The sequence below is a fragment of the Enterococcus sp. DIV2379 genome (assembly GCF_050542965.1).
In the GTDB taxonomy this organism is placed as follows: domain Bacteria; phylum Bacillota; class Bacilli; order Lactobacillales; family Enterococcaceae; genus Enterococcus_D; species Enterococcus_D entomosocium.
Genome location: NZ_CP172938.1, coordinates 2581147 through 2605520, shown reverse-complemented (window position 1 = coordinate 2605520; position 24374 = coordinate 2581147). Strand labels below are relative to the sequence as shown.

Here is a 24374-nt window from a genome sequence, read left to right as displayed (position 1 = left end):
TAAAGAAGCATGGCCAAATCTGCGCTTAATTTTTCTCTATTGTTAAAAGGAGCCATGAAATCATCTCTCGATAGCACTCATCAGCGATCGCATTTGGTGTCCGATCAAAGTCATGCTGATCTAAATCGAGCCAAAGTGTTTTGGCACGGGGGACTTGTGCTGCGAAAGCTTCGGAGGCGCTGAAGGGAACGTCTGGATCTTTTTTGCAATGAACGACAAAGCAAGGAGGAAAGTCTTTGTAAGCGGCAGCAGGAATCGCCAAGGCTGCCAGCTGTTCCCGATTGCCTAAATAACGCTGCCAGTTGCCATATTGACGGGCGGAAAGGTACAAAGGGAATCGTTTTTCTAACGTGCCGTGGGTGATTGGTTGGCTTTCGATCATAGCTTCGGCGTCGAGTGGCGGGACTTTCGGAAATTGCGTGTAAAAGCGTGCCGGCTGCAAAAATTCTTTATAAAACAACTCTTGGTATCCGTAAAATCGGATCAAGCCTTTTTGCTCCGGATGCTTTGTGCGTGCGGTCAGTAAGGTCGCTAAAAAACCGCCGGCGGAGCGACCGAATAGAATGTACTCATTTGCACCAACGCCGCTGAAGTGCCAGCCCTCTGTCAAAAACCATTCCACTGCCTTTTTTGTATGAAGGTAAATGTCGTTCAGCGCTACTTCGGGAGCCAGTGGATAATCAAAGAGATAAAGGCTAACACCGGCAGCCAGCAATTGGTGGACATAATCCTGCGGAAGGTCTTCCCGCTGACCATAGAGGAAGCCACCACCATGAAAATACAAAAGGCTGATCCGAGGCTGCGCTGCTTTTAGGATCGTCACTTCTAACGGCAAAATGCCGTAGGTGTCAAATTGGATTTTTTCTGTTTGCGCAAAGGCATTTTTAGGATAAACCATTGTTTTCTTCCTTTCTCTTCTTCGATAGTATAAGGAAGAGTATAGGAGAAGGAAGCGGTTTAGAAAACAGCGTTATGACTAAAAATAGAAACGGTTTTGTCGAAAGTGAACAATGATGTCCTTCAGTAACACGCTTACAATAACCGTATAAATCAAAGGAGGCAGAACAATGGAGTTGAAAAAAGAAGTAGCGGCAATGATCGATGCATTATCTCAGATTGGGAATGATCCAACTGGAGGAATGACTAGACTGCTTTATACCGATTCATGGAAAGAAGCGCAATCATTTGTAGAAAAACAATTAAAAAAAACTGGCTTAACGACGTCCTATGATGCAGTCGGCAATCTCTTCGGCAGAATGGAAGGCAGCCAGTATCCAGAAGAAACGATTCTTTCAGGGTCACATATCGATACCGTCGTCAACGGGGGCACATTAGACGGTCAATACGGGGTCGTTGCTGCTGCTTTAGCGATCAAGTATTTAAAAGAGACCTATGGGCAACCTTTACGCTCCTTGGAAGTCATCTCAATGGCAGAAGAAGAAGGCAGTCGTTTTCCAACCGTTTTTTGGGGAAGTAAAAACTTTGTCGGAGAGGCCAAAAAAGCCGATGTTGAAGCGATCGCAGATTTTGAAGGCAATAGCTTCGTGGCAGAGATGCAACGCCAAGGCTTTGACTTTCGCGACCCACAAGAACCGGTTCGATCAGACATCAAAGCCTTCGTGGAAATCCATATCGAACAAGGCAGTGTTTTAGAAAAAGAAAACTTGCAGATCGGTGTCGTCAATAGTATCGCTGGTCAAAAGCGCTACACCTTTGTCTTAAAAGGACAAGCCAATCATGCAGGCACCACACCGATGGGCTATCGTCAAGATGCTGTGTATGGTTTTGCCAAAATGTGTGCCGCAGTGATCGACCGTGGCTTAGATCTTGGGGATCCATTAGTTGTGACATTCGGTAAAGTTGAGCCAAAGCCGAATACGGTCAACGTGGTTCCTGGTGAAGTGTTGTTTACGATGGATTGTCGCCATACTGATGGGCAGCTATTGGATGCCTTTACTGCTGAAGCAGAACAGATCATTCAAGCGATCGCCAAAGAGCACGACCTGACAGTGGAGATGGACCTATGGATGGATGAACGCCCAGTGCCGATGGACGATACGATCGTTGCCACGGTGGAACAAGCGGTGAAGCAAACCGGCAAACGCTACAAAGTGATGCATAGTGGGGCGGGTCATGATTCCCAAATCATTGCACCACATTTTCCAACGGCGATGCTGTTTGTACCAAGTATTGATGGGATTAGCCACAACCCAGCCGAAGCAACAACTATCGAAGATTTAACAGCTGGGGTAGAAGTTTTAGCAGCTTCCCTTTACGAGCTAGCATACAAAGAATAGAAAGCAGGGACACACATGGGATACAAAAATAATAATACGGGCTATTTAGATGGATTGCTGCAATCACGTGCAGTCATTAGAAAAAATAATTTTGCGATCTTGCCGCATGACGGGTTAGTGAATAATGTCATTCCAGGATTCGAAAACTGTGAATGTTCGATACTCGGCACACCAAAATTAGGGGCGTCTTTTGTCGATTACATCATTTCATTCAAAAAAGATGGCGCCAACCAATTGGGCTTCGGCGGACCAGAGATCGAGAGTTTCTTGTATGTCATCTCGGGCAAACTGGAAGTGAGTGATGGTAAAGAAACCCATACATTGACGGACGGAGGCTATATCTATCTGCCTGCTGGAGAAAAACTGTATATGAAAAATCTCCAAGAAGAAGCGACAGAAGTGTTCTTATATAAGAAGCGTTACCAACCGTTAGAAAATCACCAAGCCTACAAAGTAGTGGGGAATCTTTCAGAGTTGATACCGATCCAATACGAAGGGATGGAAGACGTCCTGCTTTGGGATTTCTTACCGAAAGAGTTGGGTTTTGACATGAATATCCATATCCTTTCCTTTGAACCAGGGGCAAGTCATGGCTACATTGAGACCCACTACCAAGAACACGGGGCGTACTTACTGTCAGGTAAAGGGATGTATAACTTAGACAATGAGTGGTTCCCAGTGGAAAAAGGCGACTATATTTTCATGAGTGCCTATGTACAGCAAGCGGCCTATGGTGTCGGTCGTGATGAACCATTGACCTATATTTATTCCAAAGATTGCAACCGCGATCCGGAAATTTAAAGGAGTTTAGAAAATGGAAGAGACGGTTATTGTACAGTCACAAGAGTTACAGCAATTGATCCAAAAAAAATTAGCGGCTGCTGGTTTGTCTGAAGCGCACGCAGCCATCGTTGCAGAGCATTTGGTCTTTGCCGATGCCAGCGGGATCCACTCTCATGGGGCTGTACGGGTAGACTATTACGCAGAGCGGATCGCTAAAGGTGGAATGAATCGCACTCCACAGATCACGTTTGAAGAGACTGGGCCTAGCAGCGGGATCGTTCACGGTCAAAATGGCGCAGGGCAGGTCGTTGTATTAGAAGCGACAAAGCATGCCATTGAGATGGCCAAACGTTCTGGGATCGCGGCGGTTGGTGTACGGAAAACGAGTCATAGTGGGGCGCTATCCTATTATGTCAAAAAAGCTGCAGAAGCTGACTTGATTGCATTATCTATGTGCCAATCAGATTCAATGGTGGTTCCTTTTGGCGGCAAAGAAAATTATTTTGGTACCAATCCAATCGCATTTGCCGCACCAAGAAAACAGGGGGCACCGGTGGTCTTTGACATGGCAACGACGGTCCAAGCGTGGGGCAAAATATTAGACGCTCGCTCCAAAAATAAAGAGATTCCTGCGACATGGGCCGTGGATGCTCATGGCAAGCCAACGACGAATCCACATCATGTCCACGGCTTACTGCCGATCTCAGGGCCAAAAGGCTTTGGGTTGATGATGATGGTGGATATCTTATCAGGAATGCTCCTTGGGCTGCCTTTTGGCAAGCATGTTTCCTCTATGTACAACGATCTGACGAAAGGTCGCGACTTAGGGCAATTTATTTTGCTGATCGATCCGCAACGCTTTACAGATTTAGACACATTTAAAGAGTCGGTGGAGACGATGGTTGCCGAACTGCATGACATACCGGCTGCTGAACAGTTCCAGCAAGTCTATTATCCAGGCGAGATCAATCAACTAACCTATGAAAAATATATGGCAGAAGGCATTCCCATCGAGAAGAACATTTATCGCTATCTCATTAGCGACACGGTTCATTTTGACCAGTATTCTGGGTCAGATGCCTTTGCACAGACAGGAACAGGAGAGTGAGGAGACCCATGTTACACACTATTATTCAAAAAAACAATTACCAAGATTCCATTGTTTTAATGCTTTTGACCAATCGTCTACTGACGATCGAAGGGATCAACAACGCTTCGGTCATGATGGGCACACCTGCCAATAAGGACATTTTCAAGACGGGTGGTCTTTATACCGAGGAGATGAGCAATGCGACATCCAACGATATGGTGCTCGTTTTAGACATCGAAGAGGAAGAAATCATCGAAACAGTCCTGTCAGAAATCGATGCCTTCTTATCGGACCAAAGCAATAGCGCAGGAGAGGAAACCCAAAGCGTCAAAACTTGGGAAAAAGCCTTAGATCTTGGAAAAGATGCGAAGGTCGCTGTCTTATCGATTCCCGGTACTATGGCAGCACCAGAAATTGAAACCGCATTAGCAGCGGGCAAACATGTATTTTGTTTCAGTGATAACGTTTCATTGGAAGAGGAAGTTCGGCTAAAGAAACTGGCGCATGAAAAAGGACTTCTTTTAATGGGACCAGATTGTGGCACAGGGATTCTCAATGGGATACCAGTAGCCTTCACCAATGCCGTCCGTAAAGGGAAAATCGGTGTTGTCGGCGCTTCGGGTACTGGTATCCAAGAAGTCACCACTATTATTCATAAATTGGGTGCCGGTGTAACACAAGCCATCGGAACCGGTGGACGAGATCTCAAAGAAGCCGTCGGTGGGATCACCATGAAAGATAGCATTCTTGCCTTGGAACACGATCCTGATACGGAGGTGATCGTGGTGATCTCCAAACCACCTGCACCACGTGTCCGAGATGAAGTGTTGGCACTTTTAAGAAGAGGAACAAAACCTGCAGTCACGATTTTTCTTGGGGAAGAGCCAACGGACCACGAAGAAAATCTTTACCGAGCCTACACGCTGGAAGAAGCGGCTCAATTAGCCGTGCAGCTGCTACGCCAAGAACAGATTGGACTAGAGCCAGTGAAAGAGGAAACAGCAGCTGCCACTTTTGGACCTGAACAACAAAAAATCAAAGCTTACTATTCTGGCGGAACATTGGCGTACGAAGCAGCGATGCTTGTTAAAGCAGGATTAAATCTGGAACAAGAAGATACCCATCAGGAAGGGTACATCTTAAAAGCAGCTGGCCATGAGATCATCGATTTAGGTGATGACATTTATACTCAAGGCAAGCCCCATCCGATGATCGACCCAACAAAGCGGATCGAACTGTTGAAACAAGCGGGGGAAGATCCTGAAACGGCAGTGATTTTGTTAGATATCGTTTTAGGGTACGGCTCTCATCAAGATATGGCGAGTGAATTGGCACCGACCATCAAATCATTGAAGGAAGAAGCACAAGCAGCTGGTCGGGAGTTAGCGGTGATCGCTACGATCGTTGGAACTGATTTAGACCCCCAAGATAGCAACGAGCAAGCAGAGATTTTAACCGCAGCTGGCGTGATTTTGTGTCAAAGCAATGCCCAAGCAGTCAAAAAAGCTTTAGCAATGCTCGGCCATCCCTTTTCCCCAATTAGTCGTAAGCTGTTGCCAAAAGCAGTGACAACTGCCGATGGGTTGCCAGAGCCATCTGAAAAGAGCCGCGAATTGTTGTCGAATGACGCGTTCATCAATGTAGGATTGCGTAGCTTTGCAGAAGCGATCCAGACGCATCACGGTCAAGTCGTTCAATATGACTGGCAGCCAATTGCTGGTGGGAACGTAACGTTACAAAAAGCCTTACGTTTCTTAGCACAAGTGTCACTATCAGAGTAGGAGGAAGTTATCGTGTACGAAACTATTGAAGAAGCAAACCAAGCCGTTATTGCCAAGATCGTTGCCGGTTCGCCTTTTTTGTTGGATGTCGTTCCAGCAGTCAGTGTCATTCCAGAATTAGGTGAAGGAAAAGTCCTATTGCACGCAGGACCACCGATCCGCTACGACCAGATGATCGATCCGATTCAAGGCGCTTGTGTTGGAGCGGGACTTTTTGAAGGCTGGGGCGAAACGGAAGAAGAGGTACGTCATTTATTAGCATCTGGGGAAGTTCAACTGATTCCTTGTCACCACGTGCAAGCGGTTGGCCCAATGGGGGGCATCACCTCTGCCAATATGCCGGTTCTCGTGGTGGAAAACAAAACAGACGGCAACCGAGCGTACTGTACGATGAACGAAGGGATTGGGGCAGTTTTACGTTTTGGCGCCTATTCTCAAGAAGTCATTGATCGCTTGCATTGGATGAAAAATACGTTAGCACCAGTTTTAAGTGCTGCACTACAAACAAAACCCGATGGCTTGAACATCAATGTCTTAGTCGCAAAAGCAATCGCCATGGGGGATGAGTTCCATCAACGGAATATCGCTGCTTCGTTGGCGTTCTTAAAAGAAGTAGCACCAGCGATCGTTACCCTTGAAGGATTTGAAAAAGAAAAACCAGAAGTCATTCAGTTTCTAGCAGACACGGATCAGTTTTTCTTGAATATCATGATGGCTTCTTCAAAAGCGGTGCTTGATGGCGCCCGGACGATTGAAGAAGGAACGGTTGTGACAGCAATGTGTCGCAACGGGCATGAATTCGGTATCCGTATTTCTGGTATGGGGGACGAGTGGTTTACCGGTCCTGTCAATACACCAAAAGGGTTGTATTTCTCAGGATTCAGTGAAGAAGATGCCTCTCCAGATATGGGCGACAGTGCCATTACGGAAACCTTTGGTGTTGGGGGAATGGCGATGATTGCTGCCCCAGCTGTGACACGCTTCGTTGGTTCCGGCGGATTTCACGATGCGTTGAAAACCAGCAATGAGATGTTAGAGATCTCCATTGATACCAATCCGAATTTTCCCGTTCCTACATGGGACTTCAAAGGGATCTGTTTAGGGATCGATGCTCGGAAAGTCGTGGAAACAGGGATCTTACCGGTGATCAATACAGGGATCGCCAACAAACAAGCTGGACGGGGACAAATTGGGGCCGGGACAGTGACACCACCAATGGATTGCTTTGAAAAAGCTGTCTTGGCTTATGCAAAAAAATTAGGATTTGAAGAATAACTCAGGGTCTGAAAACGTGAAAAGGAGCAACCTAGCGATGATACAGGCAAAATGGATCGACCAAGCTTTATTTGAACCCGCATTTATCAATGGCACCTGGCTCGTTCACAGTGTGTTTCAGCATAGTTTCAATCTGCAAGATCCTCGTCAGGATCAGCTGATCTGTGTCTCCAAACAAGCGGCTCGCGTGCCCAAAGGAATGATTTTAGCTGCCGACGATTATGCAGCGTTGGCGACCGACTTGCTTGCTGGTACCACTCTTTTGGTTCAGCAACGAGTGATCCATTTTCCGCATCATCGTCTGTCTTTTCAAAAGGCAGCCATGTTTACAACCACCTTCCCAGCTGGCACAGTCCCATTTGATCGAGAACTGTTTTGGTCAACCCTCCAACATGTCACGGAAAAGACGGGGATTCAAGAAGCTGTTTCACAAACCATCAGCAGCAATCATCCGTTTTATGACGCAATCGATCAGCTATGCACGCCTTCATTTAAAGAACAACGGCAAGCAGTCGCTTATTTAGTCGGACGGGGTGTCGGATTGACCCCCACAGGCGATGATATGCTAGTTGGCCATTTACTGGCTCGCCGAGTGATGGGGCAAGAAGATACCCGCTTGGTGGCTTATCTACAAAGAAGGCTGTTGACAGTCAATGATTTGACGACTGACGTCAGTAAACATTATCTTCTGCATGCGTTGACAGGCGCATTCAATCAATCGGCGTTATCCTTGACCAGGTGTACCGATTCAGCGGCTTTTTACCAAGTAATCAAAGAGATACTAGCGATCGGTCATACCTCGGGGGCTGACTTTTTGGCAGGGTTTGCTCGCAGTATCAATCAATTTCAAAACAATAGAAATGAGGAATTCATATGGCAAAACGAGTGGTCATCGCTCTAGGGGGCAATGCAATTTTAAAACCGAATCAACCAGCGACCGTAGAGACACAGCTTGCAAATATCCAGTTAAGTGCAGAACAGATCGCTAAAATCGAGAAACTTGACCATCAAATCGTTGTGACGCATGGCAATGGGCCGCAAGTCGGCAATATTTTACGACAAAATGAAGAAGCCAAAGAAGTCGTGCCGCCTTTTCCACTGGATGTCTGCAATGCAGAGTCACAAGGCTTTATCGGTTATTTGATGGAGCAAAGCATCAAAAATAAAATCGATCAAGAAGAACTGACCAGCAATGTCGTGACCTTATTGACTCAAGTGGAAGTGGCAGCGGATGATCCCGCGTTTGAAAAGCCAACGAAGCCGATCGGCTTGTTCTACTCAGAAGAAGAAGCAAAAACAATGGCTGAGGAAAAACATTGGGTGATGGAAGAAGATGCTGGACGTGGGTACCGTCGCGTCGTGCCATCCCCACAACCTGTGACGATCCACGGCGTGGAATCAATGGTTCATTTATTGAATCAAAATACCATCGTGATCGCTGGTGGCGGCGGTGGGATTCCAGTCGTAAAACAAGCGGAAGGCTTGAAAGGGATCGAAGCAGTCATCGATAAAGACCGAACTGGGAAAAAATTGGCAGAACAAGTGGATGCCGATGTATTTATGATGCTGACCGACGTCAGCAACGTTTATATCAATTACGGAACACCGGAGCAAGAAAAATTAACGGGATTATCCGTAAGTGAAGCGCAAGCATATTTTGATGCGGGGCATTTTGCAGAAGGCAGTATGGGGCCGAAAATGGAAGCAGCGATTGCGTTTGCCAAGCAAGGAAAGACGGCAATCATCTGCTCATTGGAAGAAGCAGACTTAGCATTGTTAGGTGAAGCAGGCACAAGGATCGCTGGGTAACACCAGCGATCCAACTGCTTGATTCGCCTATTAGTCGCCTTCTTCGGACAGCTCAAGGGCTAAGCGCAGATCCAGGCTAATGCTAGGATCATGCACGTTTTTTCCTAGTAGCTTTTGGCACTGTTCGATGCGGTATTTGATCGTATTGCGATGAACGAACAAGGCTTTGGCGGTGCGGGTGATCTCACATTGATAATCCAAGTAAGCCCGTAAGGTTTTGCGCAATTCGATGGTGGCATCTTCTTGCGGAAACGCCAATTCTTTGAGGATCGTGCGGCAGAAATAATGGATATCTTCAGGGCTCATTTTTTCAAATAGACTCCGCATTCCCCGTTGATGGTAGAAAGAGACGATGGGAGAATCATGTTGGCCTCTTCGTTCTTCATAAGCAGTCTTTGCTTCAATGTAGGAGCTGGCTAAATCATTGATGCTTTCACAGACACTCCCTACACCAAAGGCCATTCGAAAAGGCAACCGATTGGTCAAAGCATTGGCGGTCTCAATCAAATGGTCTTCTAAGGCATCACACTTATGCTGCACGAAAATCGCAAAGTGATTGCTGCCCTTTAAGCGAAAGAGACAAACATCTTTGATGCGATAAGGCAGTTGTTCACTAAACCACTGATAGACCAAGTCACTTTCTTCTTTTAGGTATTTGTCTTTGTCTTTGGTTTCTTTGGTTGGTTCACAGGCACCATAGATGACACGATAATGGCGGGCTTTGACCAACCCGTAAGTCTTTCCGAGATCTAACCAATCTTTTTGTTCCTGTTTGGAAGATTGCTGGTATTCGATCATCCGTGTTAAAAAGTCACTTTTTAAATCTTCAAAAGATTCTTGCACTTTTTGGTTTTTGTAGAGCATAAACGACAAGACCAATGCTGCTTGTTCCAGCGCAAAATCCGAGACAGGATAAGGAATCGCCTCAGGATTCAAAATGACTAAATAATGGGGGAAATAAGTGGAGGTTTCAATGGCATAATAAGAAATTTGTGACGTTTTTTCATGGAGATCTTTGATAGGGATCGCCCCGCTTTTTTCACCAGTAAAAACCCCTTTCGTTTGTCCTAATTGATGGATGTAGTACTCCGCGGGTTTTGACATGCGGGTGAAATGCTTGGAATGGGCAATCACTTGTTTGAAAGGATTCAACAAAATGATCGGTGTATTGACCATTTGGCCAAAATCAGCGATAAAGCGAGCGATGCTGACATCCTTCATCAAGGAAGCAGAGAACCGTTTTTGGATATCTAAGGCATAACTCAGCTGCTCGGTTTTGGTGTTCCATAGTAAATTCAAAAGCTGGTGCATCAAACGGCCCAGCGGCATCGTGGCAGGTACTTCTACGATGGGGAAACCTAAACTATCGGCGTAGGCGATGACTTCAGGATCGATGACATCCAAAAAACGACCGATCTTGATGCCTAATCCAGCGGCATTTTTGGCTACGAGGGAATCGATCAGTTCAAGCAGTGCTCCTTGATTATCTTTATAAACCATCGCCGTGCTTAAGATAAAGGTATGCTCAGGAATATAGTGTGCGATATCGGGGGTCTCAGTGATTTCGATACTGTCGACGGGAATTTCCGCGGTAATGGGATCTGTCAACAAACGCAAATTGGAAAAGCGTGGTGTAGCAAGCAATTCAGCAACTAACTTCATAGAGAAACTCCTTTTAGAATTGAACAAAACAAACAAAAACATGTCCTTTTTTAGCTTTATTGTACAACAAACTTGGAAACGTTGACAAGGCGTTGGGCAGTGAAATCAAAAAGAGAAATGAGGGGAAAAGATGTATAAAGAGTTAACGATCGCACAACGTACGATCATGACACCTGGGCCTGTAGAAGCACATCCAGCTGTTCTTCAAGCAATGACCAATCGTATTTTGGGACAGTTTGATCCGAATTTTTTGGCGATCATGGATGAGGTCAAAGAAATGATCAAACAACCGTTTGGAACCAAAAACAAAGAGGCATTTGCCATTGATGGGACTTCCCGAGCTGGTTTAGAAGCGGCGCTGATCGCTTTGATCGAACCAGGGGACAAAGTCTTGATCCCCGCCTATGGGCGCTTTGCTTTCTTACTTGGAGAAATCTGTGAACGTGCCCAAGCGCAAGTCAAATATGTAGAAAAAGAATGGACGGCTCCTTTTGCACCCGCAGAGGTCATCAAAGAAATCGACGCATTTCAACCCAAGATCGTGGCGATGGTCCACGGGGAAACTGCCAATGGGCAAATGCAGCCGTTAGCAGAAATCGGGCAGTATTGTCGCGCAAAAGATATTTTCTTTGTCGTTGACATGGTGGCGACTTATGGTGGCGTGGCCCTGTCAGTCGATGATTGGTGTGTCGATTTGGCAATTGCCGGTACACAGAAGTGTTTAAGTGTGCCGTCTGGTCTTTCATTAGTGACCTACAACGATCGAGTCGAAGCCGTCCTTAGTGCCCGTTACCAAAAAGAATTAGGCTTGAGCAAAACGGATCGAAACAAGCGGCACATTATGAGTAATTACTTGGATTTGAGTCAATTGCAACGCTACTGGAACAAAGAGCGAATCAACCATCACACAGAAGCGACGAGTATGATCTATGCGCTTCATGAAGGATTACGGATGTTGCTAAACGAAGGCCTCGATGCAGCCTATCAACGTCATTTGACGAATGAAGGGGCGTTGGTCGCTGGACTGGAGGCAATGGGGCTTTCGATTTATGGCGAAAAAGCAACCAAAATGCCGACAGTTACCCCCATCTTTATTCCAGAAGGTGTTGATGGCGAAGCTGTCCGAGAAGAGATGCTTCACTCCTTTGGTGTAGAGATCGCTAGTTCATTTGGTGATCTAAAAGGAAAAATCTGGCGGATTGGAAATATGGGCTACAGCAGCCGCAAAGAAAATATTTTACATGTCCTAGCCGCGTTAGAAGGGGCACTATTGTACCAGCAAGCACCAATTTCTGCCGGCAAAGCGCTCATCGCTGCGTTAAATTACTACCAAAAAACGACTTGAAATTTTAGCACAAATGCACAACGACTGAAAGCGCTTTGTGAAAAATGACAAATGCAATAGTCGGCAAAAAAACGTACACTAAGACTATCTTAAAGCGCTTTCGTTGGCGTGCTTCACAAACTTTACTTGTGTAACTGATGGAGGGAAAAAAATGGAAATCAATAAAGAACGTGGTGGGCTTGCCTACTGGAAACAAATTATTATCTTAATGTGTTCAGGCTGGGTCACTATCTGGATTTATCGCGCTGCGTTATCACCGGTCTATCCGCAAATCAATGAGTCACTTGGTGGCAATATTTCTGATACAGCATTAGGATCGATCGCCAGCTTTTACTTTTTCGGCTATGTGATCATGCAGATCCCTGCCGGCTTTTTAGTGGATAAGATTGGGAAGAAAACAGTTCTGCTTCCGGGATTTGTGGTATTTGCACTGGCAGCTTTACTGATTTCACAAGCCTCTTCAATCTCCATGATCTATACCGGTAGCTTTTTAGCAGGGATCGGCTGTGGATCATTTTATGGTTCCGCGTATTCTTTGACCTCACAGAACATTCCGAAAGAAAAGAAGAGCTTCTCAACAGCGATCGTCAATAGTGGTTCTGCCGTTGGTTCAGGGTTTGGGATGATCTTATCAAGCTTTATCGTTATTCAGATGAATATGCCTTGGCAAACAATGATGTATTTATCCGCTTTCTTGATCGTATGTATGACGATCGCTTTCGCATTGGTGATCCGCAGCAACAAAGAAGACGTAGCTTTCTTGGAGAGTCAAGCAGCAGCTGAAGAAGAAACAACGGATCAGCCGAAAGAAAAAGTTTCCCTTTCGACCTTGTTCTCCCTGCGGATGCTCTTTACGTATGTGTTATATTTTGCGACGTGTTATGCCTACTATATGACGGTTACTTGGCTACCAAACTTCTTAGGAACAGAACGAGGCTTCCAAGGAGTCGCAATCGGATTCTCTTCTTCATTGGTGGCATTTGCTTCGATTCCTGGGGCCTTGTTCTTTAGCCGCTTGGCAGACAAATACATGCATAAAAAAGTTACCTTTATCGTTATTTTAGAAATATTAGCGGCGTTGATGTTATTAGTAACGGTGCAAGCAACAAATTCGACCTTCTTAATGATCGCGTTGATCTTGTACGGGTTCCTTGGAAAACTAGCGGTTGAACCAATCATCATTTCTTGGCTAGGGGAAAATGCACCAAAAGTTGGGGTCGGTACGACATTAGGGGTCTTCAACTTTTTCGGCATGATGTCTTCCGTTATCGCACCAACATTGACCGGATCGATCTCGGATGCAACAGGGTCAAAAGTAATGGGCTTTTATATCGCAATTATTTTGTTGATCGGTGGTACATTCTTATTCTTGACTGTAAACTCTAAGAAAACAGCAAAGTAGAAAAGTGAGGAACAACAGATGAAAAAACGATCCTTAAAAATCAGTTTGACCAACCAAATCATGATTGCAACGGTATTGGGGATTTTTTGGGGCGTTTCCTTTCCCGGTTTAGGTGATCAAATGCAGCTAGTCGGGGACTTCTTCTTGCGACTGATTCAAATGTCTGTGGTCGTGTTGGTCATGGGCTCGGTGATTGAAGCGGTGGGGGGACTTGATCCAAAAGAATTAGGTGGGATCGGCGGGAAAGTCTTCCTCTGGTTTACCGGTTCGACCCTCGTCGCCGCTATTTTCGGTCTCTTGTTCGCCTTGATCCTCAAGCCCGGCGCAGGCCTTGACCAGTCGCTGCTGCAAAGTACAGAAACTGCATTAAGTACCAGCAGTATAGAAGAAGTCATCTTGAACTTTGTTCCACTGAACATTATTCAAGCCATGGTGGAGCAGAATATGATCCAAGTGATTATTTTTTCGCTCTTCTTTGGCCTTGCCTTGAGCTTAATCAAGCATGAAAAAAAGAATCAGCTGTTTCTAGATATGATCAGTAGTTTTAATCATATTTTGTTAAAAATGGTCAGCATGATCATGAAGTTGGCGCCGATCGGGATTTTCGGCCTTGTTGCTTCCTTGGTAGAAGATACCGGCATTCGTGTGTTGGGAATGTTAGCCAGTTTTTTATTGACGTTAGCAGCGGCATCTTTGCTCTTTTTGTTTCTTTGGTTTCTCTTGACGTCGCTCTATTGCAAAGTTTCCTTGTTTCGTTTGATAAAGAATATGTGGCGTCTATCGGTGATTTCCTTTACGACCACCTCTTCTGCTGTTTCATTGCCGTTTCAAATCGAAGATGGCAAAGAACGATTTGGGATCAGTGATCGAATCAATAAGCTCGTGATGCCTCTAGGCATGACCTTAAATAGCAATGGGCTCTCCTTATTTTTAGCCCTGGCAATCGTAACCGTTGCTCAGGCGTACCAGATCCAATTGAGCTGGGGGGATCTTTTGCAAGTGGTCTTGTTGTCCTCGTTGGCATGCTTGGGAACGATCGTCGTTCCAGGCGGCGGATTAGTCACACTGGCTACGGTTTTACCTATGTTAGGACTGCCTAATGAAAGCATCGCCTTACTGGCAGGGATCGATTGGTTTTCTGGGATGTTTCGGACCCTCTTGAATGTTGACCCTGACGTCACGGTGGCGTTGATCGTTGCTCATGATGAAGGAGAACTGGATCGTGCAATCTTCAATGGTGAAAAAGCCCAGGTCAAATTAGCAGAAAAAATCACCGATGGCGTATAAGACCAATCATTCTTGTGATGAAACTTTACTCTTTTTTGGAAACGTGCTACGATTGATTCGTTGATAGACTAAAGAAGCTTCCTGAAATACCGTAAACGGTAAACAGTAGCGGCTGATTTTCCGCTTGTCATTCAACAGACAAATACGACAAAAAGAGGAGGAAAAAACATGACAGCATCGATGAAATTGTGGATTGACCTTTTGAATAGCTAATTTAAATCTATTTCAAAAGTCTAGGCAATCGTGATTTCAAGGGATGAGTGTCCTCTTTTTTCCAATTTCTTATTAAAATCAGGGTATAGCGGTAGGCTATGCCCTTTTTTTGTGCTTGCGTTTTCCTAGACGGGAAGGACAGACTGATGGAACAATTAAGTGTAAAAATAAACAATCTAATCAAAAATTATGGGGCCAAAGAAGTACTGAACATTGAAGAACTGAGTGCCTATCAAACGGATCGTATCGGGATCGTGGGCGCAAACGGGCAAGGCAAGTCTACCTTGCTGAAGTTGATTGCGGGAGTGGTCGATCCTGATTCAGGAACGATCCAAAAAGAAAATTCGTTTCACTATTTCCCGCAAATCGCTGAGGTGACTGAAAAGACAGAGGCCCTTGACTGGGCGCTGTTCGGTCGTTTTTCGATCCCAACAAATGAATTGGCGACACTAAGCGGGGGGAGGAGACCAAATACCGGTTGGCACAAACGTTATCTTCCTATCAGTTAGGACTTTTGCTCGATGAGCCAACGACCCACTTGGACCAGCAAGGAATTCAAGTCTTGATTGATGAACTGCAGTATTATTATGGCACCCTGATCGTGGTCAGTCATGATCGGTATCTATTGAATCAGCTGGCAACGAAAATCTGGGAAGTCGATCAAGGAAAAGTCACCGAGTATTCTGGTAATTATGACAGTTATCGACAGCAAAAAGAGCAAGCGGCACAGCGTGTTGCCTGGGAGGCTGCGCAGTATCAGCAACAAAAACAGCAGTTGACCCAAGCGATCCAAAAGAAAAAAGAACAAGCGATCAAGAGCAGTCGCATTTCTGAAAAAAAGCGGCAGCAGAACATCCGACCAGACCGTTTGTCGTCATCAAAACAAAAAGACACGGTGCAAAAGTCATTGCAAAAAACAGTCAAAGCCATGGAAAGCCGCTTGGATCAGTTGGAAGAAGTGAAGGGTGTTGCCCGGCAGCAGGTGATTCGTTTTCCAGTAGTCCCTGCAGTGGAGCTGCATAATAAACGACCGATTCGTGGGGAGCAAGTAACCATTCAAAGAGGGGCGAAACGTTTGCTAGACAGCAGCAGTTTCCAGTTTGCTGCCGGGAAGAAAATCGCTATCGTGGGTCCGAACGGTTCGGGGAAGTCGACTTTACTAAAAGAAATCATCGCAGGTGGAGAGGGAATCTATGTATCACCGAAAATCGTCTTTGCGGTCTACGAGCAAATGGGCTATCGAAAAAACAGCACCACACCGCTTTTGACGGAATTGATGGCTCAAACAGACTATCAGGAACCACTGGTCCGCAGTATTTTACACAATCTGGGATTTAGCCAGATTGACGTGATGAAGCCAGTCAATGTGCTAAGCGGCGGGGAAGCGACACGGGTCGAGCTCGCACGCATCTTTACTCAATCTGCCAATGTCTTGATACTTGATGAACCGACGAACTTTATTGATCTACCGACAATCACCGTCTTGGAACAATTGATTCGCAGCTATCGAGGCATCGTTTTGTTCACATCTCACGATCAAGCGTTTATCGATGCCGTCGCGGATGACGTGTATCTAATCGATCATGGGAAATTAACATTGGTTTCTAGTAACTAGCAGCATAGTCGCTTTTATACCTGTATAGAGAAAAACAGCGCGGGAAAGGAAGCGACCGCCCAACGTTCGATCAACAATCGGCCGTTGAGCGGTCACTACAAAACCCGCGCTGTTTTTTTCGCAATCATCGGTATCGCCTCGCTGTTGCTACATCGCTTAATAAATCTTTTTCGTAAAGTATTTTAAGATCAGGGGAGAGATCAAGGTACTCAACAAGACAACGATCACCAAAGGGGAATACAATGCGGACGAAATCAATTGGTTTTGTTGACCAATCTGTAAAATGATCAATGCCATTTCACCTCGGGAAATCATTCCAGCTCCCACCATCCAAGCACTGTTGTTTGAGAATTTCGCGATTTTCGCCCCGACATAGCCGCCGACCAATTTGGTCATGATCGCGACCACGGTAAAGGCAAGAATAAAGAATAATTGCTCATTTAAGCGGGAAAAATCAACTTCTAAGCCAACGCTGACAAAGAACACCGGAATGAAGACGGCGTAACCTAATGCTTCGACACTGTGTTCCACTTCCTCACGAACCTTCGTTTGACTGACAGCGATCCCTGCGAAGAAGGCACCAATGACCGAGCTTAACCCAACGAGGTCAGCAAGATACGCCATTCCTAAGCAGATGATCAGTGACATGATGATCACCGCGGAATTTGCAAATAGCTTTTCTGCAAGTGCCAATAAGAACGGAGCAATCCATTTCACTAATAGAAAAATCAACACAAAATAAATCAATTCTACCAATAAGGTGACCGGCAGTGGTGTTGCTTGGCTGCTTTCGCCGCCTAAAAAGGAAAGGCTAAGACTCAAAACCAACACGACCAAAATATCATCCACGACGGAAGCACCAAGAATCGTCGACCCTTCTTTCGTATTCACCACATTCAACTCTTTCAATACTTCGACAGAAATACTGACTGAGGTGGCAGCTAATACGATCCCGAAAAAGAACGCTTCTGTGGGACTGCTTTGAAAACCGACCCCCGTGGCATACCCGAAGAGCATAGGGAACACGATCCCCAAAAGGGCAACGAGCATCCCTGGACGAAAATAGCGTTTCAATAAAGAAATATCACTTTCCAATCCCGCTAAAAACATCAGCAAAATAACACCAATCTCTGAAAAATCATGAACCAGAATATCTGGATGGACCCAATTGAGTCCTGCGCCTCCTAGTAAAACCCCCGCTAACAACTGCCCGATAACAGCAGGAACGCCCATCCGTCTCGCCAGATGCGAGAAGAGGGTCGTTGTGATTAGGATCAAACACAAAATCCCGACAAAATGCATAAAACCTCATCCTTCTTTCCTATAACATACTCCCCTTTAGTATAGCATTCTCTCTTGAATTGAGCCTGTATCAAGCCTTTTTTTATTAAAAGAGTTTCATTAAACCACACGTTTTTTGAGATAAGGAGGAAGCGAAGGCAATCAGAGTTTTTCTGTGCACTCGTCGAAATAAAAAAACATTATTTTCACTTTACTTGTAACAAATTATTGTTCGAGCCAACGGGCAAGCCGTTGAAAAACCATTTGGACTTGCGGCTCCTCGACGTTTTTCAAAAAGTCGTGGGGCAAATCATAGACAGGGACAAATTTGCTTTTAGGCACTTTCTTCAAGCCTTTGCTGTAACGAAAAGGAACTTCCTCATCGGTACTGCTGGCACTGCTGAAAATTGGAGGAAATTGAGCAAGCAGCTCAGGATCAATGGCATAGTCAGAAAGAGCTTCAGCTGTTAGACCATAGATCGTTGTGAGTTCTTGCTGTTGAACCCAATAAACATAAGGCAAATAGCGCTGAAACTGCGGATCATCCCAAACGATCTCGGTTTGATCCAAAGAAGGGACTTGCTCTTTGCTTAAGAGCGGCTGCTGCAAGACTCGTTTGTTTTCAATAAAAGAAAGATCGGTATACCCATAAAAATTGACCAGTTTTTCAGGCAATCTCTGTTGTTCCTTCAGTAATTGCTGGGTAAGCGCCAGCATCAAATAACCGCCAGCTGAGCGTCCGCAGAAACAAAACGGGTTATCTTTAAGCACAGTTGCTTGCAATTCTTGAAAATTTTGCCAGTTCAGCGCCAAAATCTCCGCTAACGAGGAATTGGGCGCCAGTAAATAATCGACTGTGAGGACGCTGTATTGCTGCGCTTGAAATAGTGTGATCAGTGATGCGGGAATGTCTTGGCGGGTTCCATAAACAAAACCGCCGCCGTGAAAATAAATCAGGTATTTCTCCGAAGCAGGATAGAGGGTCACGGAAGCACCGGTGGTCAATTGCCATTCTTTTTTCATTTTGCTTGACTCCTTTTCTGAAGCTCTAATAAATAGGTGCCGATCTCGTAATTGACTAATTGGATCGGACTTGTCAGATCGATCTCTAGTAGCTGTTCGATTTTGCTTAGCCGATAACGAATCGTTTTGGCATGAAGAAACAAGGTTTCAGCCGTATTTTTGTAATTGCGATTCGTGATAAAAAAGGTATATAGCGTTTTGAACAGCTCTTCATTTTCTTCCGAGAGTTGATACAGCTTCGGGGGAATGCTTTGCTGCAGCTTTTCCAGTTGGTTCTCCTTGATAAAGGAACTAAAGATACCTAAGTCGCTATAGGCAATGATCGGCGCCAAATAAAACTGCCGATTGAAGCGAATCGCATCCAAACACTCTGGCAGGATCTCTTTGATCTGTTCCTTGCGCAAGACTTCGCTGACCACCAAGCAGCCATGTTCATCGGCTAGCAGGGCATCATCAAAATATGTCTGCAGCATCTGTTTCGTCACCTGATGGGCGATCGATTGGAAATTATAGAGGATCACCAAATAATTGTGGTGTTCAAAAAAGACGTGGGGTGTTTTCAACGCCCGTAGCTTGTGCAAAACGACGGACTTACGCTCCTTATCTTTAAAGCTGTTGGAAGCAAAGGCGATGCCTTGGTAGAAATCGTAGCGATCCAGTTGCGCTTCTTCTAACAAAAGATCCAGCTCAGCCAAATTGCTAGGAGTGTTTTGCAAGATCGCATCGGCAAGATTGTTCATGCGATTGTAGCGCTCTTTCTTCAACAAATACGCCATTTGGAGGCGTTCATAGATGACGTCGATCACATTTTCAATAATCATGACTTTTGCCTCAGGGATCTGCGAATCTTTCTGATAAACGATCAAGGTACATAAATCATTGTAAGGATTGATGATCTCTACTTTGATGGCAGTCACATATTGATTGTTCTCATGAGAAAATAATTCTAAATATTCGTAGTGGTTCTTGGTAAACTCGACGGTTTTCATGGGTTCTTGTTTGGTCACCACGAAATTCTTAAAGGATTGACCGACGGACACATGCACATCTAAATGGGGGATGCGCAAAGAACAAGGCTTTTCGATCAATTGATAGAACTCTTGTATGATCTGATCGAAAGAAGAGTGGTTGCGCTCGACTTTCATGAAGCGCTGACGAACTTCGTAATAGGTACGCAGCAGCTGGGTTTGGTGATTCAGCAATGGTTCGTAAACCGCTAGCATGATGGCTTCATAGCTGACTTCTTGCTGTACTTTGATCAAAGGGATCTGATAAGCAAAGCTAAGCTCAATCACCCAATCTGGAATCATAGGGATCAAGCGATCCACTTTGATCACTAAACCGCTGACACCGATTTGCTGCATTTTTTCAAAAAAAACACGCAGTTCCTCAGGCGATTGGTCTTTGAAGGCATAAAAAGAAGTCAAAATCAATTGATGGGCTTTGCTCCATTTTTCGATATCCATCGCTTCCAACACCATAACGGAACCAACGGAATTTGTTAAACCAATGGAGCCAGTCAGGACTTTACTTTTTTCAAAAAGCGGCAGTTCAACCAATTCTTTTAATTTCATAAAATGCTCCTTTTTTCTCTTTTGGATAAAAAGTATAGCATTTTTTTAGAACTTTATCCAATGAAAACGCAAACAAGGCTCGTTAGAATGAGAGTATAAGAAAAGGAGGAGAACAAATGCTGCACACAGTAATCTTAAAGAATAACTACCAAGATTCCATTAACTTAATGCTGCTGACGAATACGATCAATGATCTAGGCGATGTCGAAATGAGTCAAATCATGATGGGGACGGATGCAAACAAAGACATATTAAATAACACTGGATTGCTTTCTAAAGAGGCAGAAGGTGCTTCACCCAACGATATGATGATCGTGGTCGATAGCCAAAACGAACAGATCATGGATCAAGTAATGCCAGCGATCGATTCATTTTTAGCTGATCTTTCAGCAAAAGATCAAGGCAAAGAAACGCCAGCGGCGGCTTCATGGCAAGAAGCCTTGAGCGCAATGCCAGATGCCAATGTTGCATTATTTAGTATTCCTGGGGAATATGGCGCAGCCGAGATGGAAAAAGCGCTAAAAAATGACTTGCATGTTTTCTCGTTTACGGACAATGTCGCTATCGAAGATGAAGTGCGTTTGAAAAAGCTGGCTCATGAAAAAGGCTTATTGATGATGGGGCCTGACTGTGGGACTGGTATTATTTCTAGCATTCCGATTGCCTTCACGAATGTCGTGGCACCAGGAAACATCGGCGTCGTTGGTGCCTCTGGTACGGGGATTCAAGAAGTGACGACGATCATTGACCGATTAGGCGGTGGTGTCGTTCATGCCATCGGGACCGGCGGACGTGACTTAAGCGACAAAGTTGGGGCGATCACTGTCAAAGATGCCATCGTTGCTTTAGAAAATCATGAACCGACAGATGTGATTTGCGTGATCTCGAAACCACCTGCAAAAGAAGTGCGGGATGAAGTCGTTCAATTGCTGCAAAGTATCAGCAAACCTGTGGTAGCGATTTTCTTAGGAGAAAAACCAGAAGCCCATGAAGGAAAAGTCTATTTGGCACATACGCTGGAAGAAACAGCGCGTATCGCTGTTGATCTTGCCAATGAAGAACCCGTCAAAGCGAACTATTTTGAACGCGTGAAATCCCCAGATGTGCCCAAACTCGCTGAAGACAAAGTGGTCAAAGGTCTTTATTCTGGCGGTACATTAGCTGCCGAAGCAGGAATGCTGATCTCCGAAGCCTTGAATCTAGAAGGCCTTGTAAAACAAGAAGGCTATATCTTGCATTCCCACGGCTATGATGTGATCGACCTTGGTGATGATATCTATACCCAAGGCAAACCGCATCCAATGATCGATCCTGAAGTGCGCATCAAAAAAATCGAAGACTATGCGCAAGATGAGCAAACCGGGGTCATTTTATTTGATGTGGTGCTAGGTTACGGCGCGCATACAGATATGGTAGGAGCTTTGTTACCAGCTATCGAAGCTGCACAGCAAACAGCCCAAGCAGCTGATCGCGCGTTGTACTTTGTTGCTACCGTCTGCGGAACTGAAAAAGATCCGCAAAACTACCAAGAAGCAGTCAACCGTTTGAAAGCAGCTGGCGTCTATGTGGCACCAAGCAATGCTCAAGCAGTGCAATTAGCCCTAGCTTTAAAAGGGGCGACTCTTTCTGAAGCAGACAAAACAGTCAATGACTATACTGGTAGCAAGGTTGAGGTGCCGACAGTCAGCGAGAAAGTAATGGAGCTGTTGACCACCAAACCACGGATCATCAATGTTGGCTTGCAAAGCTTCAATGAATCGATCCTGCAATATGGCGGGAAAACAGAACAATTCAACTGGCGTCCTCGTGCTAACGGCAACAAGAAAATGATCCGTATTTTAGACGCGTTAGAAGAATTTGACGAAAAAATCACAGCTGAAAACCAAGCAGTGACGGATAAAATCAAAAATGCCCAACCATTCTTGATCGATGTCGTTCCGGCTAAATCAGTGATCGCTGAATTAAACGAAAGTCAGAAAACCTTGCTGCATGCAGGACCGCCGATCCAATGGTCGGAAATGACGGGACCGATGCAAGGATCTTGTATCGGCGCTGCCTTGTTTGAACGCTGGGCGAAGGATGAAGACGAAGCCTGCCGCCTACTAGAAAGTGGGGAAGTCCGCTTTATGCCATGTCACCATGTCCAGGCAGTCGGTCCAATGGGCGGGATCACTTCAGGGAATATGCCTGTCTTTGTGGTTGAAAACCGCCTTGTCGGCAACAAAGCCTACTGTATTTTGAACGAAGGGATCGGTAAAGTCTTGCGATTCGGTGCTTATTCACAAGAAGTCATCGATCGTTTGGATTGGATCAAAGACGTCTTAGGACCAACCATTGCCAAGGCATTAAAACTAACTGAAGAAGGCATCAATTTGAATGTATTGATTGCCCGGTCGATCACAATGGGGGATGAATTCCATCAACGAAATATTGCAGCATCATTGAACTTCTTGAAAGAGATCGCGCCGTTGATCATCCAAACAGAAATCGATGAAAAGCAAAAATATGAAGTGATCAAGTTCTTAGCAGATACCGATCAATTCTTCTTGAATATCATGATGGCAACCGGCAAAGCCATCGTTGACGGTGCCCGTGTCGATGCCAAAGGAACGATCGTGACCACCATGACGAGAAACGGCGTCAATTTTGGGGTTCGTGTCGCCCAAACAGAAGACCAATGGCATACTGCACCAGTCAATACGCCGAAAGGTTTGTACTTTACTGGGTTTACCGAAGCAGATGGCAATCCTGATATTGGGGACAGTGCCATTACTGAAACCGTCGGTGTCGGAGCAATGGCGATGGTAGCCGCACCAGGTGTAACACGCTTTGTCGGCGCTGGTGGCTTTGAAGATGCGCTAGAAACTTCCAATGAAATGGCAAAAATCTGTTTCGGTCATAATCCGACCTTCTCGATCCCAACATGGGACTTCCAAGGGACTTGTTTGGGGATCGACATCCGTAAAGTCGTTGAAACAGGCATCACCCCAATCATCAATACCGGGATCGCCCATAAAGAAGCAGGTGTCGGCCAAGTCGGTGCAGGGACGGTGCGCGCACCGTTAGGCTGTTTTGAAAATGCCTTGACGGCTTATGCGAAGGATCTGGGGATCGATGTTGACTGAGAAAATCAAAATCAGTGATTATCTAGACCCATTGCGACGATTCGGTCGTAACGGTCGGGTGCATAGCGTGTTTGATCGTTCATTCAATGTGATGATCGGGCAGCAGCTGGTTAACATCAACAATTATCACAACTATTTGACTGGCTTCGGTATCTTTTTAACAGATGCATTGTTTGAGCAAGTCCTGCCTTTGATCGAGGTCGGCAATCGCGTGCAAGTCCGAGAGCATGGTCTGACCTTTTACAGCACAAAAGGAACATTTTCTCTTTCATTAGAGGAAAAAGAATTGGTTTCGCTGCAGGTGAAGGAGCTATCCTTCACCTCTGCGGAATTGCAGCTTTTGAAAGAAATCCTGCTTCAACAAAAACTAGAAACCAAGATTGGGTTGCCCGAAGATGAGAAAACCCAAGCAGTGTTTGCGGCATTGCGGCAGCCTGTCTCAGATTGGGAACCAATCATTGCTCACCTGATTGGCCGCGGCAAAGGATTGACGCCTAGCGGCGATGATCTTTTAGTTGCCTATCAAGCGATGCTCTATGCCTTGCAGCAGCCGGAAGCTGAAGTGTTGGCGCAAGCATTGGCAAAACCGCTGTCTACGACGGATGTCAGCTTTGCTTATATTCAAAGTGCCAGTCAAGGGTATGTCAATTCTCTGATGCTGCAATTATTCAAAGATTTAAAAAAGCAAAACCCACAAGTGATTGAAAAAGATGTGCAGCAGTTGATGTCCGTTGGTCATTCGTCAGGCAAAGATCTTAGTTTTGGGTTGTTGTTAGCGTTGGAGTCATTGTCACTTGAGGAAAAAGAATAGA

The 24374-nt window shown here is 45.4% G+C and carries 17 protein-coding genes and 1 pseudogene; 13 read left to right on the top strand and 5 right to left on the bottom strand.

Going from position 1 to position 24374, the window contains the following annotated elements; genetic code table 11:
* Positions 1-25: 25 nt before the first annotated feature.
* Positions 26-898 carry an alpha/beta hydrolase gene (locus IGI92_RS11930; RefSeq protein ID WP_086316449.1) on the bottom strand — a complete coding sequence of 291 codons (873 nt, stop codon included), beginning with the start codon at positions 896-898 and terminating at the stop codon, positions 26-28.
* A 169-nt stretch (positions 899-1067) separates the two neighbouring features.
* On the opposite strand from IGI92_RS11930, the gene allC reads away from it, so the two are divergent.
* From allC to arcC, 7 genes are read left to right on the top strand one after another with little or no spacing between them, the layout of a single operon-like run.
* Complete coding sequence (gene allC / locus IGI92_RS11925; RefSeq protein WP_086316448.1) at positions 1068-2297, top strand: allantoate deiminase; 1230 nt, start codon at positions 1068-1070, stop codon at positions 2295-2297.
* A gap of 15 nt (positions 2298-2312) precedes the next feature.
* Positions 2313-3098, top strand: a complete 786-nt coding sequence (gene allE / locus IGI92_RS11920) for a (S)-ureidoglycine aminohydrolase (protein WP_086297689.1) — start codon at positions 2313-2315, stop codon at positions 3096-3098.
* A gap of 13 nt (positions 3099-3111) precedes the next feature.
* The gene (allD, locus tag IGI92_RS11915) at positions 3112-4188 is read left to right on the top strand and encodes an ureidoglycolate dehydrogenase (RefSeq protein WP_005234452.1); all 1077 of its coding nucleotides are present in this window, start codon (positions 3112-3114) and stop codon (positions 4186-4188) included.
* Between the two features lie 8 nt (positions 4189-4196).
* Positions 4197-5951 (top strand): acyl-CoA synthetase FdrA, encoded by a 1755-nt coding sequence (fdrA, locus tag IGI92_RS11910; protein WP_008379230.1) that lies wholly within the window; start codon positions 4197-4199, stop codon positions 5949-5951.
* 12 nt (positions 5952-5963) lie between these two features.
* The gene (locus IGI92_RS11905) at positions 5964-7226 is read left to right on the top strand and encodes a DUF1116 domain-containing protein (protein WP_005234461.1); all 1263 of its coding nucleotides are present in this window, start codon (positions 5964-5966) and stop codon (positions 7224-7226) included.
* A gap of 37 nt (positions 7227-7263) precedes the next feature.
* Positions 7264-8127 carry a DUF2877 domain-containing protein gene (locus IGI92_RS11900; RefSeq protein ID WP_086332612.1) on the top strand — a complete coding sequence of 288 codons (864 nt, stop codon included), beginning with the start codon at positions 7264-7266 and terminating at the stop codon, positions 8125-8127.
* Positions 8100-9035 carry a carbamate kinase gene (gene arcC / locus IGI92_RS11895; RefSeq protein ID WP_008379225.1) on the top strand — a complete coding sequence of 312 codons (936 nt, stop codon included), beginning with the start codon at positions 8100-8102 and terminating at the stop codon, positions 9033-9035. The genes IGI92_RS11900 and arcC overlap by 28 nt, the downstream gene beginning before the upstream one ends.
* 30 nt (positions 9036-9065) lie before the next feature.
* Here the strand turns inward: arcC and IGI92_RS11890 are convergent, their stop codons facing one another.
* Complete coding sequence (locus tag IGI92_RS11890) at positions 9066-10697, bottom strand: PucR family transcriptional regulator (protein WP_016613699.1); 1632 nt, start codon at positions 10695-10697, stop codon at positions 9066-9068.
* Positions 10698-10827: 130 nt separating this feature from the next.
* Between IGI92_RS11890 and IGI92_RS11885 the strand changes: the two genes are divergently transcribed.
* The 4 genes and pseudogenes from IGI92_RS11885 to abc-f all read left to right on the top strand — a co-directional run bounded on the left by IGI92_RS11885 (position 10828) and on the right by abc-f (position 16559).
* Positions 10828-12042, top strand: a complete 1215-nt coding sequence (locus IGI92_RS11885; RefSeq protein WP_016613698.1) for a pyridoxal-phosphate-dependent aminotransferase family protein — start codon at positions 10828-10830, stop codon at positions 12040-12042.
* Positions 12043-12193: 151 nt separating this feature from the next.
* Positions 12194-13444 carry an MFS transporter gene (locus tag IGI92_RS11880; protein ID WP_016613697.1) on the top strand — a complete coding sequence of 417 codons (1251 nt, stop codon included), beginning with the start codon at positions 12194-12196 and terminating at the stop codon, positions 13442-13444.
* A gap of 18 nt (positions 13445-13462) precedes the next feature.
* Entirely contained in the window at positions 13463-14731 is a 1269-nt protein-coding gene (locus tag IGI92_RS11875; RefSeq protein ID WP_008379218.1) for a dicarboxylate/amino acid:cation symporter, read from the top strand.
* Between the two features lie 359 nt (positions 14732-15090).
* Positions 15091-16559: pseudogene (abc-f, locus tag IGI92_RS11870) on the top strand (ribosomal protection-like ABC-F family protein).
* Positions 16560-16715: 156 nt separating this feature from the next.
* Here the strand turns inward: abc-f and IGI92_RS11865 are convergent.
* From IGI92_RS11865 to IGI92_RS11855, 3 genes are all read right to left on the bottom strand, one after another.
* On the bottom strand, positions 16716-17861 hold the full coding sequence (locus tag IGI92_RS11865; RefSeq protein ID WP_005234488.1) for a cation:proton antiporter: 1146 nt from the start codon (positions 17859-17861) through the stop codon (positions 16716-16718).
* Positions 17862-18065: 204 nt separating this feature from the next.
* A complete protein-coding gene (locus IGI92_RS11860) occupies positions 18066-18863 on the bottom strand; it encodes an alpha/beta hydrolase (RefSeq protein ID WP_016613692.1) in 798 nt (265 codons plus the stop codon).
* Positions 18860-20437 carry a PucR family transcriptional regulator gene (locus IGI92_RS11855; protein WP_301388579.1) on the bottom strand — a complete coding sequence of 526 codons (1578 nt, stop codon included), beginning with the start codon at positions 20435-20437 and terminating at the stop codon, positions 18860-18862. The genes IGI92_RS11860 and IGI92_RS11855 overlap by 4 nt, the downstream gene beginning before the upstream one ends.
* Before the next feature lie 116 nt (positions 20438-20553).
* On the opposite strand from IGI92_RS11855, the gene fdrA (IGI92_RS11850) reads away from it, so the two are divergent.
* Together fdrA (IGI92_RS11850) and IGI92_RS11845 are read left to right on the top strand one after the other, a co-directional pair.
* A complete protein-coding gene (gene fdrA / locus IGI92_RS11850) occupies positions 20554-23562 on the top strand; it encodes an acyl-CoA synthetase FdrA (protein WP_430607159.1) in 3009 nt (1002 codons plus the stop codon).
* Entirely contained in the window at positions 23552-24373 is an 822-nt protein-coding gene (locus tag IGI92_RS11845; RefSeq protein ID WP_430607158.1) for a DUF2877 domain-containing protein, read from the top strand. The genes fdrA (IGI92_RS11850) and IGI92_RS11845 overlap by 11 nt, the downstream gene beginning before the upstream one ends.
* Position 24374 lies beyond the last annotated feature (1 nt).

What these genes read in the sequence shown, in the direction of transcription:
- IGI92_RS11900 (WP_086332612.1), top strand. Translation starts at nt 7,264, where the DNA reads ATGATACAGGCAAAATGGATCGACCAAGCTTTATTTGAACCCGCATTT.
- fdrA (WP_430607159.1), top strand. Translation starts at nt 20,554, where the DNA reads ATGCTGCACACAGTAATCTTAAAGAATAACTACCAAGATTCCATTAAC.
- IGI92_RS11845 (WP_430607158.1), top strand. Translation starts at nt 23,552, where the DNA reads ATGTTGACTGAGAAAATCAAAATCAGTGATTATCTAGACCCATTGCGA.
- allC (WP_086316448.1), top strand. Translation starts at nt 1,068, where the DNA reads ATGGAGTTGAAAAAAGAAGTAGCGGCAATGATCGATGCATTATCTCAG.
- IGI92_RS11875 (WP_008379218.1), top strand. Translation starts at nt 13,463, where the DNA reads ATGAAAAAACGATCCTTAAAAATCAGTTTGACCAACCAAATCATGATT.
- allD (WP_005234452.1), top strand. Translation starts at nt 3,112, where the DNA reads ATGGAAGAGACGGTTATTGTACAGTCACAAGAGTTACAGCAATTGATC.
- arcC (WP_008379225.1), top strand. Translation starts at nt 8,100, where the DNA reads ATGGCAAAACGAGTGGTCATCGCTCTAGGGGGCAATGCAATTTTAAAA.
- fdrA (WP_008379230.1), top strand. Translation starts at nt 4,197, where the DNA reads ATGTTACACACTATTATTCAAAAAAACAATTACCAAGATTCCATTGTT.
- IGI92_RS11890 (WP_016613699.1), bottom strand. Translation starts at nt 10,697, where the DNA reads ATGAAGTTAGTTGCTGAATTGCTTGCTACACCACGCTTTTCCAATTTG.
- IGI92_RS11880 (WP_016613697.1), top strand. Translation starts at nt 12,194, where the DNA reads ATGGAAATCAATAAAGAACGTGGTGGGCTTGCCTACTGGAAACAAATT.
- IGI92_RS11930 (WP_086316449.1), bottom strand. Translation starts at nt 898, where the DNA reads ATGGTTTATCCTAAAAATGCCTTTGCGCAAACAGAAAAAATCCAATTT.
- IGI92_RS11855 (WP_301388579.1), bottom strand. Translation starts at nt 20,437, where the DNA reads ATGAAATTAAAAGAATTGGTTGAACTGCCGCTTTTTGAAAAAAGTAAA.
- IGI92_RS11860 (WP_016613692.1), bottom strand. Translation starts at nt 18,863, where the DNA reads ATGAAAAAAGAATGGCAATTGACCACCGGTGCTTCCGTGACCCTCTAT.
- IGI92_RS11885 (WP_016613698.1), top strand. Translation starts at nt 10,828, where the DNA reads ATGTATAAAGAGTTAACGATCGCACAACGTACGATCATGACACCTGGG.
- IGI92_RS11865 (WP_005234488.1), bottom strand. Translation starts at nt 17,861, where the DNA reads ATGCATTTTGTCGGGATTTTGTGTTTGATCCTAATCACAACGACCCTC.
- allE (WP_086297689.1), top strand. Translation starts at nt 2,313, where the DNA reads ATGGGATACAAAAATAATAATACGGGCTATTTAGATGGATTGCTGCAA.